The sequence below is a fragment of the Sphaerisporangium siamense genome (assembly GCF_014205275.1).
Lineage (GTDB): Bacteria > Actinomycetota > Actinomycetes > Streptosporangiales > Streptosporangiaceae > Sphaerisporangium > Sphaerisporangium siamense.
Genome location: NZ_JACHND010000001.1, coordinates 2,069,066 through 2,083,434, shown reverse-complemented (window position 1 = coordinate 2,083,434; position 14,369 = coordinate 2,069,066). Strand labels below are relative to the sequence as shown.

General features: G+C 69.4%; 12 protein-coding genes. 8 read left to right on the top strand and 4 right to left on the bottom strand.

What is annotated here, in order from left to right:
• Window positions 1–4 precede the first annotated feature (4 nt).
• The 3 genes from BJ982_RS09835 to BJ982_RS09825 form a co-directional block, all read right to left on the bottom strand.
• A complete protein-coding gene (locus BJ982_RS09835; protein WP_184878626.1) occupies window positions 5–928 on the bottom strand; it encodes an ABC transporter permease in 924 nt (307 codons plus the stop codon).
• Complete coding sequence (locus tag BJ982_RS09830; RefSeq protein WP_184878624.1) at window positions 921–1,862, bottom strand: ABC transporter permease; 942 nt, start codon at window positions 1,860–1,862, stop codon at window positions 921–923. The genes BJ982_RS09835 and BJ982_RS09830 overlap by 8 nt, the downstream gene beginning before the upstream one ends.
• 113 nt (window positions 1,863–1,975) lie before the next feature.
• A complete protein-coding gene (locus BJ982_RS09825) occupies window positions 1,976–3,622 on the bottom strand; it encodes a peptide ABC transporter substrate-binding protein (RefSeq protein ID WP_184878622.1) in 1,647 nt (548 codons plus the stop codon).
• A gap of 437 nt (window positions 3,623–4,059) precedes the next feature.
• On the opposite strand from BJ982_RS09825, the gene BJ982_RS09820 reads away from it, so the two are divergent.
• The 4 genes from BJ982_RS09820 to BJ982_RS09805 all read left to right on the top strand — a co-directional run bounded on the left by BJ982_RS09820 (window position 4,060) and on the right by BJ982_RS09805 (window position 6,890).
• On the top strand, window positions 4,060–5,019 hold the full coding sequence (locus BJ982_RS09820) for an ABC transporter permease (RefSeq protein ID WP_184878620.1): 960 nt from the start codon (window positions 4,060–4,062) through the stop codon (window positions 5,017–5,019).
• 22 nt (window positions 5,020–5,041) lie between these two features.
• Window positions 5,042–5,836: an ABC transporter ATP-binding protein gene (locus tag BJ982_RS09815; protein ID WP_184888621.1), complete on the top strand. Its 795-nt coding sequence runs from the start codon at window positions 5,042–5,044 to the stop codon at window positions 5,834–5,836.
• A 210-nt stretch (window positions 5,837–6,046) separates the two neighbouring features.
• On the top strand, window positions 6,047–6,580 hold the full coding sequence (locus BJ982_RS09810; protein ID WP_239123554.1) for a YbhB/YbcL family Raf kinase inhibitor-like protein: 534 nt from the start codon (window positions 6,047–6,049) through the stop codon (window positions 6,578–6,580).
• Window positions 6,581–6,707: 127 nt separating this feature from the next.
• Window positions 6,708–6,890: a hypothetical protein gene (locus BJ982_RS09805; RefSeq protein ID WP_184878618.1), complete on the top strand. Its 183-nt coding sequence runs from the start codon at window positions 6,708–6,710 to the stop codon at window positions 6,888–6,890.
• Window positions 6,891–6,994: 104 nt separating this feature from the next.
• Here the strand turns inward: BJ982_RS09805 and BJ982_RS09800 are convergent, their stop codons facing one another.
• A complete protein-coding gene (locus BJ982_RS09800) occupies window positions 6,995–8,347 on the bottom strand; it encodes a KamA family radical SAM protein (RefSeq protein WP_184878616.1) in 1,353 nt (450 codons plus the stop codon).
• A 170-nt stretch (window positions 8,348–8,517) separates the two neighbouring features.
• Here BJ982_RS09800 and BJ982_RS09795 point away from each other — a divergent pair, with 170 nt between their 5' ends.
• From BJ982_RS09795 to BJ982_RS09780, 4 genes are all read left to right on the top strand, one after another.
• Window positions 8,518–9,129, top strand: coding sequence for a DUF1707 SHOCT-like domain-containing protein (locus BJ982_RS09795; protein WP_184878614.1), 612 nt, complete (start codon window positions 8,518–8,520; stop codon window positions 9,127–9,129).
• Window positions 9,130–9,261: 132 nt separating this feature from the next.
• Complete coding sequence (gene plsX, locus BJ982_RS09790; protein ID WP_184888616.1) at window positions 9,262–10,248, top strand: phosphate acyltransferase PlsX; 987 nt, start codon at window positions 9,262–9,264, stop codon at window positions 10,246–10,248.
• 87 nt (window positions 10,249–10,335) lie between these two features.
• Complete coding sequence (gene argS, locus BJ982_RS09785; RefSeq protein ID WP_184878612.1) at window positions 10,336–12,078, top strand: arginine--tRNA ligase; 1,743 nt, start codon at window positions 10,336–10,338, stop codon at window positions 12,076–12,078.
• A 655-nt stretch (window positions 12,079–12,733) separates the two neighbouring features.
• Window positions 12,734–14,359 carry a hypothetical protein gene (locus tag BJ982_RS09780; protein WP_184878610.1) on the top strand — a complete coding sequence of 542 codons (1,626 nt, stop codon included), beginning with the start codon at window positions 12,734–12,736 and terminating at the stop codon, window positions 14,357–14,359.
• The last annotated feature ends 10 nt before the right edge of the window (window positions 14,360–14,369 follow it).

Here is a 14,369-nt window from a genome sequence, read left to right as displayed (position 1 = left end):
CTTCCTACCGCAGCTTGGGGTCGAGCGCGTCACGAACCGCGTCACCCAGCATCACGACGCTGAGGATGGTCAGGCTCAGGAACAGCGCGGGGAACAGCAGCGGCAGCGGCGCCTCCAGGAAGCGGTTGCGCGCGTCCGCGATCATCAGGCCCCAGGAGATCTGCGGCGACTGGATGCCGACGCCGAGGAACGACAGGGCCGCCTCGCCGGCGATGAACGCGCCGAGGTTGATGGTCGAGACCACGATCACGGGCGCGACCGCGTTCGGCAGGATGTGCCTGAGCATGATCCGCCACGGTCCCGCGCCGAGCGCGCGGGCGGCCACCACGTAGTCCTGGTGCTTGGCGGTGATCACCGCGGCCCGCATGATGCGCAGCACCATCGGCCACGCGAGCAGGGACAGGGCCAGCACGACGCTGCCGATGCCGGCGTTGTCGCGGCCGACGACCGCGAGGATGAGCAGGGCGCCCAGGATCGCGGGGATGGCGAAGAAGATCTCGGCGACGCGGGAGAGGATCACGTCCACCCAGCGCCCGTAGAAGCCGGCGAGCAGACCGAGTACTCCTCCGACGAACCCGGTCAGGCCCGCGCTGATGAAACCGACCAGGATCGAGACCCTGGCGCCGTGGATGACCCGCGAGTAGACGTCGCATCCGAGGTTGTCGCTGCCGAACCAGTGTTCGGAGTTCCAGGTCTTGCGCGCGTCGGCGAGCTGGCAGGTCGAGGGGTCGACGCCGACCGTGTCGAACAGGCCGGGGAACGCCGAGATCAGCACGAAGATCGCGACCATCAGGGCGCCGATGATGAACACCGGGTTGCGCCGCAGGTCGTACCAGGCGTCCGACCACAGGCTGGCCGGCTTCTCCGTCTTGACCGGCTTGGCCGGCGGCGCGGCGGGGGCGGCCGCGGGCAGAGTGTCGTTACTCATAGCGGATCCTGGGGTCGAGGACGGCGTACAGCAGGTCGACCACGAGGTTGGCCACGATGTAGATCAGGACCAGGACCGTCACGATGCCGACCACGACGGGGTTCTCCCGCAAGTAGACGGACTGGAAAAGCTGCTGACCGATACCGGGCAGGTTGAAGATGGTCTCGGTGATCACCGCGCCGCCCATGAGCGTGCCGAGGTCGGCGCCCAGGTACGTCACCATGGGGATCAGCGAGTTGCGCAGCGCGTGCCGTCCGAGCACCCGCCTGCGTGGCATGCCCTTGGCGATGGCCGTCCGCACGTAGTCGGCGCGCAGGGTCTCCATCAGGCTCGTCCGCGTGAGGCGGGTCAGATAGGCGATGGAGACGGTGGCGAGCACGAAGCCCGGCAGCAGGTAGCTGCGCATGCCGTCCCCCACGCCCGCGACCGGGAAAAGCGCGAGCCCGGTGCTCTGCTTGAGCTTGACGCCGAGGACGAGCTGGAGCACGAAGCCGCTGACCAGCGTGGGAATCGAGACCAGCAGCAGGGTGAAGGCCAGGATGGCCTTGTCCTCCCACTTGCCGCGGCGCAACGCGGCCCACAGGCCGAGCCCGACGCCGATGATCGCCTCGAAGATGAGCGCCGTCATCGCCAGCTTGAAGGTGACCTGGAACTTGCCCTCGAAGATGGTCGAGACGGGCAGGCCGCGGAACGTGGTTCCGAAGTTGCCCGAGACGATGTCACGGATGTAGTACCCGTACCGCACGATCAGCGGCTCGTTCAGGTGGAACTGTTCCCTCATCGCCGCCGCGAAGACGGGATCGACGCGCTTCTCGCCGGCCAGCGCCTGGAGGGGGTCGCCCGGAAGGGCGTAAACGATGGCGAAGATGAGGAACGTGGTGCCCAGCAACACAGGGATCGCCTGCAGCAGGCGCCGTAGCACGTAGCGGCCCATTCATTCTCCCGATCATTACAAAGGGCAGCCCGCCGCAACCTCTGGGCTGCCCTCGTGGGTGGTCGCCCACCCCGGGCGGTTCGAATGTATCGAACCACCCGGGGTGGTTGACGTCAGGCCTTCTCTACGTTGAACAGGTCGATCCGCTCGAACGGGTCAATCTTGACGTTCTTCACGTGCTGCGAGTATGCGCCGTTGGTCTGGTAGAAGTACACCGGGATGTACGGGAGCTCCTTCAGGACCAGGTCGTCGGCCTGCTGGTAGTACTTGACGCCCTCGTCCAGGGTCTTGGCGGCGTCGCCCTTGGTGAGCAGGTCGTCGAACTCCTTGCTCTTGAACCCGGAGTAGTTGGAGCTGCCGCCGCTGCCGAACTGCGGGCGCAGGTAGTTCTCCGGCGACGGGTAGTCCATGATCCACGCCATGCGGAAGGACCCGGTCCACTTCTTGGCGCCCAGGTCGTCGAGGATGGTGGCGAACTTCTCGACGGGCTTCGGCGTCACCTTCGCACCGAGGTTGGTGCGCAGGTTGTTGGCGATGGCCTCGATCCACTCCTTGTGGCCGCCGTCGCCGTTGTAGCCGATGACGACCTCGCTCATCTTGTCGCCGCCGGCCTGCTGGAACAGGGCCTTGGCCTTGGCGGGGTCGTAGGTGCACGCCTCGCCGCAGGCGCCCTGGCGGTAGCCGGCGACGACGGGGCTGATGAAGTCGTCGGCCGGGACGCGGGTGCCGGAGAAGACGGTCTCGGTGATCGTCTTGCGGTCGATCGCCATGGAGATCGCCTTGCGGATGTCCGCGTTCTTGGCGTAGTCCGCGCCACTCTCGACCGGGAAGCCGATGTAGCCGATACCGGAGGAGGGCTGCTCGATGTAGCGGTCGCCGAACTCCTGCTTGGCGGTGGCGATGGCCTCGGGGGGCAGCTGGTCCATGATGTCCAGGTTGCCGGCGCGCAGGTCGTTGAAGGCGGTGGCCAGGTCGGTGTAGATCTTGAAGTCGACGGCGTCGACCTTGGCCTTGCCCTCCTTGAACTCCTCGTTGCGGACCGTGGAGATGGTCTGGTCCGTGCCGCGCTTCCACGGCTTGGCGATCTTGAAGGGGCCGTTGCCGACCGGGTTGGAGCCGAAGTCGGCCTTCAGCTTGCCCTCGGACTCGAAGGCGGCCTTGGGCAGCGGGGAGAACGCCGTGTAGCCCAGCATGGTCGGGAAGCCGGAGAAGGGGTTCTTGAGCTGGACGGTGAAGGTCTTGTCGTCGACGACCTTCAGGCCGCTGAGGGTGGTCGCCGACGGCGTCTTGCCCTCGCCCGGGTTCAGCTCGTCGTAGCCGGCGATGCTGCCGAAGAAGTAGTTGCCCTCCTGGGCGTTGGCGCCGTTCGCCGTGTAGTTCCAGGAGTCGACGAAGTTCTGGGCGACGACGGGTTCACCGTTGTGCCACTTGTACCCGTCCTTGAGCTTGACCGTCCACGTCGTGGAGTCCGTCGACTCGATGGACTCGGCGATGCGGTTGTAAGGCTTCTTCTCCGCGTCGTAGTCGACGAGTCCGACGAACAGGGCGTTCAGCACTTCAGCGCCGGCGGTCTCGGTGGTGTTGCCCGGAATGAGGTCGTGCTGAGGCTCGGCGATCTCAACCCGCACCGCTCCCGCGTTCCCCGCGGCGGCGGTGCCCGAACTGGAACTGGATGTGTCGCCGCTACCGCCACACGCCGCAACCGCCAGCGCGAGCAACGCGGTCGCCGTGACGATCTGTGCGCCCTTGGTCACACGCATCGTGGATTGTCCTCCCTCTAAGGTGAGCGTTGACACTGAGCCGCTCATGTCAGCACGCCTCTCAGAGGATCCGGCCCTGAGATTCGCGGACACGGTCAAGTCAGTTGACGCCCTGCCAGTCGACCGCGAGCATCCCTCACTACTTCTCACCAGCGAGTCTCTGGTGCATTGCAGTTCGGTCACACGTCGTCCTGTCGGGCGTCACACGCATACCAACTAGGCCGCCAATAATGCCTTGATATGGCACAAAGTCGTCACTAAGGTACACACGCCAGGCCAGTGGTCGCGCCTCATGGCATACAGGACGTCGCTCCGTTCCCCCGGTCTACCTGCGCGGACGCGCGCGCCCCCGCGCGACCCCCGAACGTTCGGACCCCCGTCCCGATCGAATGGAACCGCAGGCATCTCATTCACCCGGATCCAATAGAGTCCATGCCATGAGTCAGCCGGATTCCGCTGTCGCGGACTCCCGGGCGGGCGACCGGGCGCACGGCTCCTCCCAGGGAGGGAAGGAGTCGCTGTCCGCGCTCGCCGAGCGCCACGGGTTGCGACGCGCCATCGCGCGCCCCAGTCTGCCCGTTTACCTGCGTCAACTGTGGGAGCGGCGGCACTTCGTCCTGACGTACGCCACGTCGCGCAACGTCTCGAAGTACTCCGACTCGATCCTCGGGCAGCTCTGGCAGGTCCTGACGCCGCTGCTGAACGCGGCCGTCTACTACCTGATGTTCGGCCTGATCCTGGGGCAGAAGAACAACATCACCAACTATCCGGCGTTCCTCATCACCGGTGTGTTCGTGTACGGCTACACGCAGCGGTCGATCACCGGCGGCGCCAAGTCCATCTCGGGCAACCTGTCGCTGATCCGGGCCCTGCACTTCCCGCGCGCGGCCCTCCCCCTGGCGTACACCATCCAGGAGTTCCAGCAGCTCGCCATCTCCATGGGCGTCCTGGCCGTGATCGTGCTCATCACCGGCGAGCCTTTGACGTGGATGTGGCTGCTGATCCCGGTGGCGCTGCTCCTGCAGACCATCTTCAACATCGGCATGAGCCTGCTGCTCGCCCGCATCGGCGCGTTCGTCCGCGACATGAACCAGTTGCTGCCGTTCATCCTGCGCACCTGGCTCTACACCTCCGGCGTCTTCTACAGCATCCCGGCGAAGATGAAGGACAACCCCGACTGGGCCCGCTTCCTGCTGGAGTTCAACCCGCCGTCGGTCTTCATCGACCTGATGCGCCACCTGCTGCTGAAGACCTACCCACAGGACCTCGTCCAGCATGGCTTCCCGCACAGCAGCCTGCCCCAGCTGTGGCTGTACGCCGGCTTCTGGGCCGCGGTCGCGCTGATCGGCGGCTTCTGGTACTTCTGGCGGGCCGAGGAAAGGTACGGCCGTGGCTGAGTTGACCAAGGAGCTGTCCGGCATGGCGAACGAGCAGGTGACCGCCCAGGACCCGGCCCCGCAGGACACGTCCGAGCCCGCGCCCACGGTCATCGTCGACGACCTCCACATCGTCTACCGCGTCTTCGGCGCGGCCAGCGACAGCGAGAAGGGCAACGCCGCCAACGCCCTCATGCGCATCGTCCGCCGCCAGGGCCGGCCCCAGATGAAGGAGGTCCACGCCGTCAAGGGCGTCACCTTCATCGCCCGTCACGGCGACGCCATCGGCATCATCGGCCGCAACGGCTCGGGCAAGTCCACCCTGCTGCGGGCCATCGCGGGCCTCCTTCCCCCGCACAAGGGCGCCGTCTACACCGACGGCCAGCCCTCGCTCCTCGGCGTCAACGCGGCGCTGATGAAGGAGTTGACCGGCGAGCGCAACATCGTGCTCGGCTGCTACGCCATGGGCATGACCCCCGCCCAGGTCCGCGAGCGCTACGACGAGATCGTGGAGTTCTCCGGCATCGGCGAGTTCGTGCAGTTCCCCATGTCGACCTACTCCTCGGGCATGGGCGCCCGCCTGCGCTTCTCGATCGCCTCGGCCAAGACCCACAACGTGCTGCTGATCGACGAGGCCCTCGCCACCGGCGACCGCGAGTTCAAGCGCAAGAGCCAGGAGCGCATCCAGCAGATGCGCGACGAGGCCGGAACGGTCTTCCTCGTCGCCCACAACCTCGACGTCATCGAGGAAACCTGCAACCGCGTCATCTGGCTCCACAAGGGGAAGATCAAGATGGACGGCGACCCCGCGACGGTACTCGCGGCCTACAACGCGTAGTTGATTGCCGCGCCTCCGGCGCGGCGGGTTCGGGGCGCCTTTTAGGCGGCGTTCTTCCGTCGTCATGCGCAAGGGATCGTTCCTCACCCTTGCGCATGACGACTCCAGAACACCGCCGCGCCCCGAACCACGGGGCCGGGGCAACCAGATATGCGGCCATGAACAGGGCAGGATGGGGGCGTTCGAGAACGTCTTCATCTGGAGGTCCCTGTGGCAAAGCAGCCACCGATTCCCTACGACTTCCTGCCCGAGGTCTCGGCGCTCACGGTCGAGAGCGACGACGTCCGGGACGGTGAGCGCCTGTCGGAGGAGCAGGTCTTCGACGGCTGGGGCATGAACGGCGGCAACGTCTCGCCGCATCTGCGCTGGTCCGGCGCGCCCGCGGGCACCAAGAGCTTCGCCGTCACCTGCTTCGACCCCGACGCGCCGACGGGCAGCGGCTTCTGGCACTGGGTGCTCTACGACATACCCGCCGACGTCACCGAGCTGCCCGCGGGCGCCGGGTCGGCCGGGTTCGAGGGCCTGCCGGCGGGCGCTGTCCACGGGCGCAACGACTACGGCCTCAAGCACTACGGCGGCGCCGCGCCGCCTCCCGGCGCGCCGCACCGCTACCTGTTCGCCGTGCACGCGCTCGGCGTGGAGAAGCTCGACCTCGGGGACGACCCGGCGGCGGCCGTCGTGGGCTTCAACGTCACGGCCAACACGCTCGCCCGGGGCTACGTCGCGCCGATCTACGAGATCTGAGCCGCGGGACCTCTGATACGGGACGGGCGAGACCGTACAGAAGTCCGACACGCGCCCCCGAATCTGCTGACACCGTGACCGGCGTTCCATTATGATTCGAACGAAGATTCGATCTGAGGGATACGTGATGGAGTGGGGGTGCGGGGTGCGAGAGCTGGCGATCGCGATCGATCACCTGTCCGCCGAGGACCCTTCGGACATTCCTCGGGCCCTGCTCGCCGAGCAGGTCATCGAGCTGCACTGGCAGATGGCCCGCCTGCAGGCCCAGATCGCCCGCCGCACCTACGTGCGCGATCCGGGCGACACCTGACAGACACCTGACACCTGACTCGTCGTCCACCTATATTCGCCATGTCGTTCGAAAACCGGCCGGCGCCTCGCGCGAGGCGCCGGCCCCCGGCTCGCCGGGCGGGCTTACGGCCGGCCGGGCGGGCCGCCCGGCGTCACCGGCGGCCGTGCCGCGTCCGAAGCCCCGGTCTCGAAGGGAAAACGGTCCGCGAAGGCCGGGCGCAGGTCGTCGAGCCACACCGCGCTCGGGTCGTACTCCGCGAAGAAGGGCCTCCCGACCAGGCTCGGGTCGCGCGCCTGGATCAGGTGCAGCACGAACACCCGCCGCCCCGCCACCTCGGCGACCCCGTCGACGCACACCTTCCCCGGCGTGGCGGACATCGACGGCCCCCGCACCGTGCGGCACAGGCCGGACACCCGCGCGTAGGCGTCGCGGTAGATCTCGTACGCCCGCGCGAGCGGCACCGCGAAGTAGTCCTGCGGCCCGGTGTCGCGCTCGACGAACATGTAGTAGGGCACCATGCCCAGGGCGAGCTGAGCGCGCCACATCCGCTCCCACACCTCCGGACGGTCGTTGATCGTGCGGATCAGCGGCGCCTGGGTGCGGATCACCGCCCCGGTGTCCCTGATCGCCCGCACCGCCGTCTGGACGAGCTCGGGCTCCATCTCGCGCGGGTGGGAGAAGTGCGCCATGAAGGCGAGGTTCTTGCCGGACTCGACCACCGTGGAGAACAGCCTGAGGACGTCGGCCGCGTCGGGGTCGGTGACGAACCGGCCGGGCCAGTAGGCCAGCGACTTGGTGCCGATGCGGATCGATTCCAGCTGGTCGAGCGCGAGCAGCGGCTCGACGTACCTTCGCAGCACGGGAGCACTCATGATCATCGGGTCGCCGCCGGTGATGAGCACGCTGGTCACCCGCGGGTGCTCGCGCAGGTAGCGGACCAGCCCTTGGACGTCGTCGGAGGCCATCTTGAGGTCCGGCTCGCCGACGAACTGCGCCCAGCGGAAGCAGTACGTGCAGTAGGCGTGGCACGTCTGCCCCTGCTTGGGGAAGAACAGCACGGTCTCGGGGTACTTGTGCTGCACGCCAGGCATCGGCTCCGTGCCGACCCTGGGCATGTTCAGCTCCATCTGCCCGGCAGGGTGAGGGTTGAGCGTCATGCGCACCTTGTTGGCCGCCGCCTGGATCTCGGCGGCGGGCGCGTCCGACCGGAGAAGCGCGGCGATGGAGGACACGTCGCTCTCCGGGAGCATGTCCTCCTGCGGGAACACCAGGCGGTAGATGGGATCGCCGGGGATGTCGGACCAGTCGATCAGCTCGTCCACGACGTACCCATTGGTCCGGAACGGCAGCACGGACGCGACCGCCCGGATGCGCAGCCGTGTCTCCGTGTCGTATCCAGCCCGTTGGAGCAGTTCGTCCAGATGCTTGGCCGTGTAGGCCCGGAAACCTCGCGTACCGGCCTGTGTCAGGGTCACTAGAGATTTTTTCCTCTCTGTGGGCTGTCCGGTAAACCTGATGCGCCTGTTATGCGTCTGATGCTCTTACGGACGCACGGACGCGTCGGCTTGGTTCCGTGCGACCGAAAAGCCTTGGTAAAACCTTCCGCATATCGCGACATATCTTGAGTTGGGTTACGCTGGTCCGTGTGAGTTCCCTTACGCCCTTCGAGTCGCGCGACACCGCCCAGCGGGCGTCCGACGCCGACCGCGACCACGTCGCCGCCGTCCTGGGCGAGGCCCTCGCCACCGGCCGGCTCACCAGCGTCGAGCACGCCGACCGGCTTGAGGCCACCTACAACGCGGTGACGATCGGCGAGCTCGTCCCCATCACCCGCGACCTGCCCGGCCTCGCCCCCGCCGCCTCGCCCGGGATCGGCGCCGACCGGCAGCAGGTCACCGCCGTGTTCAGCAAGATCATCCGAGGGGGCCGCTGGGTCACCGGACGCCACACCGTCCTGCGCTCCACCTTCGGGGCCCTGATCATCGACCTCACCGACGCCGTGCTGCCCGGGCGCGAGATCACCCTCGAACTCAACTCCTTCTGCGGCAAGCTGATCGTCCGCGTCCCCGAGAACGCCCGGGTGTTGGACGAGGGCAGCGCCATCTTCTCCAAGCGCCACGTCTCCGCCGGCAACGAGGGCGGCGAGGACGGCGATCCCAACGGCCCGCTGATCCGGGTCACCGGGCGCGCCGTGTTCGGCAAGGTCGTGGTCTCGCGCGGCGCCACCGCCTTCCACTGGCCCTGGCACGCGCACTGACCACCCCGCACCAGCCCCCACACCTGGCCTGCCGCGCCGAACACTCCACCCGGCGACCTACGATGCGGGACACACACTGATTCCGTACGAGGTGACCGCTTGGACGGCATTCCGCCGATAGCACTGGACGCCATGGGAGGCGACAACGCCCCCGGCGAGATCGTGGCGGGAGCCGTGGCGGCCGTGCGGGACCACGGGGTGCCCGTCGTGCTCGTCGGATCCCCCCGGACGGTGTCGGAGGCCCTCGCGGTCCACGACGCCGTCGGAGAGATCCCGATCGTGCGCGCGGAAGAGGCCATCGCCATGGACGAGGGCGCCCTCGCCAGCCTGCGCCGTCCCCGCTCCAGCATCGCCGTCGCCTGCCACCTCGTACGGCGCGGCGACGCCTCGGCGGTCGTGTCCGCCGGGTCCACGGCCGGGGTCGTGGCCACCGGCAAGCTCAGGCTGAGAGCCCAGCAGGGCGTGCTACGGCCCGCCATCGCCGTCCCCCTCCCCACCAGGCCCCACCCCACCGTCCTTCTGGACGCCGGCGCCACCGCCGACGTCAAGCCGGAGACACTCGTCCAGTTCGCGCACCTCGGCGCCGCCTACGCCGAGACCGCGCTCGACCTGGCCGCGCCGCGCGTCGGGCTGCTCACGATCGGCGGGGAGGCCGAGAAGGGCAACAAGCTCACCAAGCGCGCCCACGAGCTGCTCGCCGCCGCCGTGCCCTCCCTCAACTTCACCGGCAACGTCGAGGGCCACGACCTGCTGAACGGCGTCGTGGACGTCATCGTCACCGACGGCTTCACCGGCAACATCGCCCTCAAGACCATGGAGGGCGCCGTCCGGTACGCCTTCAGCGAGCTGCGCGAGACCCTCGAAGGCGGGCACGTCGCGCGGCTCGCGGCGGCGCTGCAACGGCGGCGGCTTCGCGACCTGCGCAAGCGCCTGGACCCCGAGGTGTACGGCGGGGCGGTCCTGCTCGGGCTCAACGGCACCGTGGTCATCGCGCACGGCGCCTCGACGGCCAAGGGCGTCACGGCCGCCTGCGTCCTCGCGCTGAACCTCGCCCGCCAGGGCACCGTGGCCCACGTCGGCGAACGCATCGCGGCCGGACACAAACATCGCCGCTGGTAGGCGCCGCAGCGCCTCAGGACCCACGGCGATGATCATGTCTGTGGATAATGCGCTCCTGGTCATATGATCAGCGGATATCCTTGGGGCATGACCGACCCGCAGCTCGTGCTCGCCGAGCGGGTCCAGCAGGCGCTGGGCACCGCCTTCGGCCCTGAGCACGTGAGCGCCGACCCGCTGATCCGGCCCTCCCAGTTCGCCGACTTCCAGGCGAACGTCGCGCTGAGCCTGGCCAAGCGGCTGCGACGCGCCCCGCGGGAGGTCGCCGAGGCCATCGCGTCCGCGCTCGGCGCGGGCGGCCCCGACGATCCCTTCTCCAAGGTCGAGGTCAGCGGCCCCGGCTTCCTCAACATCACGCTGAGCGACGCGTGGATCTCCACCCAGGCCGAGCAGGTCCTGCAGGATCCCCGTAGCGGCGTCGGCCGCTCCACGCCCCCGCAGACCGTCATCGTCGACTACTCCGCGCCCAACGCCGCCAAAGAGATGCACGTCGGCCACCTGCGCACCACCATCGTCGGCGACTCGCTGGTTCGGCTCCTCGAACACCTCGGCGACCGCGTCATCCGGCAGAACCACCTGGGCGACTGGGGCACTCCGTTCGGCATGCTCATCGAGCACCTCCTCGACATCGGCGAGGCCAACGCCATCGCGCGGCTGGAGGCCGGCGAGGGCAACGAGTACTACCAGGAGGCCCGGGCCAAGTTCGACTCCGACCCCGCCTTCAAGGAGCGCTCGCGGCGGCGCGTCGCCACCCTCCAGGCCGAAGACCCGGAGACGATCCGGTTGTGGCACCTGTTCATGGACGCCACGATCCGCTACTTCAACAAGGTCTACGCCACCCTCGGCGTCACGCTCACCGACGCCGACATCGCCGGCGAGAGCACCTACAACGCCATGCTCGCCGAGGTCTGCCACGATCTGGAGTCGAGCGGGCTCGCGGTGATCAGCGAGGGCGCACTGTGCGTGTTCCCACCCGGCTTCACCGGCACCGACGACAAGCCCCTGCCGCTCATCATCCGGAAGAGCGACGGCGGATACGGCTACGCCACCACCGACCTCGCCGCCGTCCGGTACCGCGTGCGCGACCTCAAGGCCGACCGCATCCTCTACGTCGTCGGCAACGAGCAGGCCCTCCACTTCCAGATGGTCTTCGCCGCCGCCCGGCAGGCCGGCTGGCTGCCCGACGAGGTCGCCGCCGAGCACATCCGCATCGGCATGATGCTCGGCTCCGACGGCCGCCGGTTCCGCACCCGGAGCGGCGAGAGCATCAAGCTCACCGACCTCCTCGAGGAAGCCGTCGAGCGGGCCTCCGCCGCCATCGCCGACCGCGACTACGACGAGGCCACGCGCTCCGAGATCGCCCACGTCGTCGGCATGGGCGCGGTCAAGTACGCCGACCTGTCGCTCAGCCACGACAGCGAGTACATCTTCGACTTCGACCGCATGCTCGCCTTCACCGGCAACACCGGCCCGTACATGCAGTACGCCACGGCCAGAATCCGGTCGATCTTCCGCAAGGGCGGCATCGACCCGGCCGAGGTGACCGGGCCGATCATCCTGGGCGAACAGGCCGAACGCGATCTGGCGCTCCAGCTCCTGGGGTTCGGGACGGTCGTCGAGGCCGCCGCACGGGCCGCCGAGCCGCACCGCGTCTGCGCCTACCTGTTCGAGACCGCGAGCGCCTTCACCACCTTCTACGAGAAGTGCCCGGTCCTGAAGGACGGCGTCGACCCGGCCACGCGCGCCTCCCGGCTCGCCCTGTGCGCGCTCACGCTTCGCGTGCTGGAGTCGGGTCTGAACCTTTTGGGTGTCCCGGTCCCTGACCGCATGTGACCACCTGACCTGCTTATCCGGCCCCCGTCGGCGTGCCGCCGTACACCGCGGCGCCCAAAGAACTAACCTTGGCGCGGTCATGGGAGTGCCTGCCGAACCCTCGCCGCCGGGGGCCTTCCTCACGCCTTCGGGGGAGTTGCCCGCCTTGAGCATGGACCTGACCGCAGACTCCAACATCTCCACCCCCGGAGACCCCACCAACCCACCCACCCCCACGGCCGCACCGGCACCGACAGCCGACGCCGCCACCCCCCCGCCACCCCTCGACGTCCCCTCGGCACACCCCGAGCCCGCTCCGAACGCCGGCGACCCCACGCACTCATCAGACATCTCCCACGGCACCACCCCTGCGCCCCACGCGCCGTCAGCGCACCCCGAGGACCGCCCGAACCCCGGCCACCCCACGCCGGACGCCTCCCACCCCACCGCCCTCTCGGCACACCCCGAGCCGGGCGCCGGCGAGCCCCCGCGTTCATCAGCGGACACCTCCCACGGCGCCGCCCCTGTGCCTCATGCGCCGTCAGCGCACCCCGAGGACCGCCCGAACCCCGGCGGCCCCACGCATGCAGCGGACACCCCTCACCCCGCCGGCCCCCTGACCTGCGGGCCGGCGGCGCATTCGGGGCGTTGTCCGAATCCTGGGGAGCCTGCGGAGTTGCGGCGGTATGCCGAGCGGCTGGTCGCGGAGCTGGCGGCGGGGGGTGCCGCGCCGCGGCCGTCGGCGGGTGTCCTCTGCGTTCCCGACACGTGGCTGGCCCCGGCGGTGGAGGCGCTCCTGCTGATCCTCTCCGGGGAGGACGCCCTGGAGCCGCTGAGCCGTGCCGCGCAGCTCGACGAGGCCGGCACCGCCCTGTTCCTGTGCCTCGCCCTCGCCGTCAGCGGCCACGGTGACCGGATCCACGCGTCCTGGCTGGGCACCGCCTTCGGCGACCTGTCCGCCGAGCGTCCTGTGACGCCCGGTCAGCGTGCCCTCTGGACCGCCGCCGCGCGAGGCGCGTACGGCCCCGCGGGCAAGATCTTCGTGCTCCGCAAGCTCGACGCCGCCGGCGTCTCCGGATCCGTCGACCACGACCTGTGGCTGCGCGTCCTGGCCCCGGAGGAGCCCTCCTCTGACACCTCGCCCGCCATGACCGCGCTCCCCGCCCTCGCCGACGTCCCCGAGCTGGCCGCGCCCGTCCAGGCCGCCGCGCGCCTGTCCCGCCTGCTCGACCGGTGCACGGACATCACCTCCCCCCGCCCGCCGAGGAACCCCCCGTCCACCCCGCGCCCGGAACCGTCAGAACCACGCGACGCCCCTGCTGGACCCACGGCTTCCTCCGGCTCTCACGCGGGCGATTCTGGACTCCAAACGGCCCCCTCGGGATCCCGCACGGCCCCTTCCCGAGGTCCCGAGGAGCCTTCCGAGGCTCCTACGGCCACTTCCTCACACAGTGGGGACGCTCCCGGACCTCTTACACCGTCTCCCGAAGCCGAGAAGAACTCCTCCGGACGACCGCGCGCAGGCCATCCCAAGTCCCGGCGTATCGACCTCTCCAGCCTCGCCAACCCATCGGCCGACGACCCGCCGCGTCCTGACCTCCCCGCCACCTCGCGGGACCACGCCTCCGACCCGTCCGCGGACGCCGAGCCGCTCACCGTGCTGCGCTCCCTGGTCCTGGAGGACGACTCGGGGCCGCTCAAGCCCCTGACCGCCCACCTCCTCGACGACATCCGGCCCGACGCGGACCCCTACCTGGCGGCCATCGCGTTCCACGTCGCCGCCCCGGTCGTCCGCGACGCGGCCGGACGGCTGGCCGAGGAGAGCGCCGTCGCACCACCCTCCGAGATCACCGTCCCCCTCCTCGGCCGCGACGTGATCCTCCGCCCCGAAGGCCCGGACCTTCCGTCCCTCGCCGCCGCGGAGTCGGCGATCCGCGCCGCGGAGGCCGCTCGCCGCTCGCCGCGCTGGCTGGTGTACGGGCCCGCACTGCTGCCGATCGTGGCGCTCGTGCTGGCGTTCACGGTCTCGGAACTGTTCGCCGTGGCCGCCCTGGTGCTCGGCGGCATCGTGGGAGTCCTTCTGTGGCGCGTCAACGCCCGCGAGCAGGCCGAGGCGCGCCGGGCCGAGGACGAGATCACCCGCCTCCGCGAGCACGCCGAGGCGGCCGTGTGGGCATTACACGACTACGCGCGCGAAGCGGCGCAGCGGGCCGAGACCGCCGCCGAGAACCTCGCGTCCATCACCCGCCTGCTCCGCCGCGGCCCCGCCGTCGCCGACCAGCGCCCGGCCTCGCCCCGCTGATCGAGGCAGC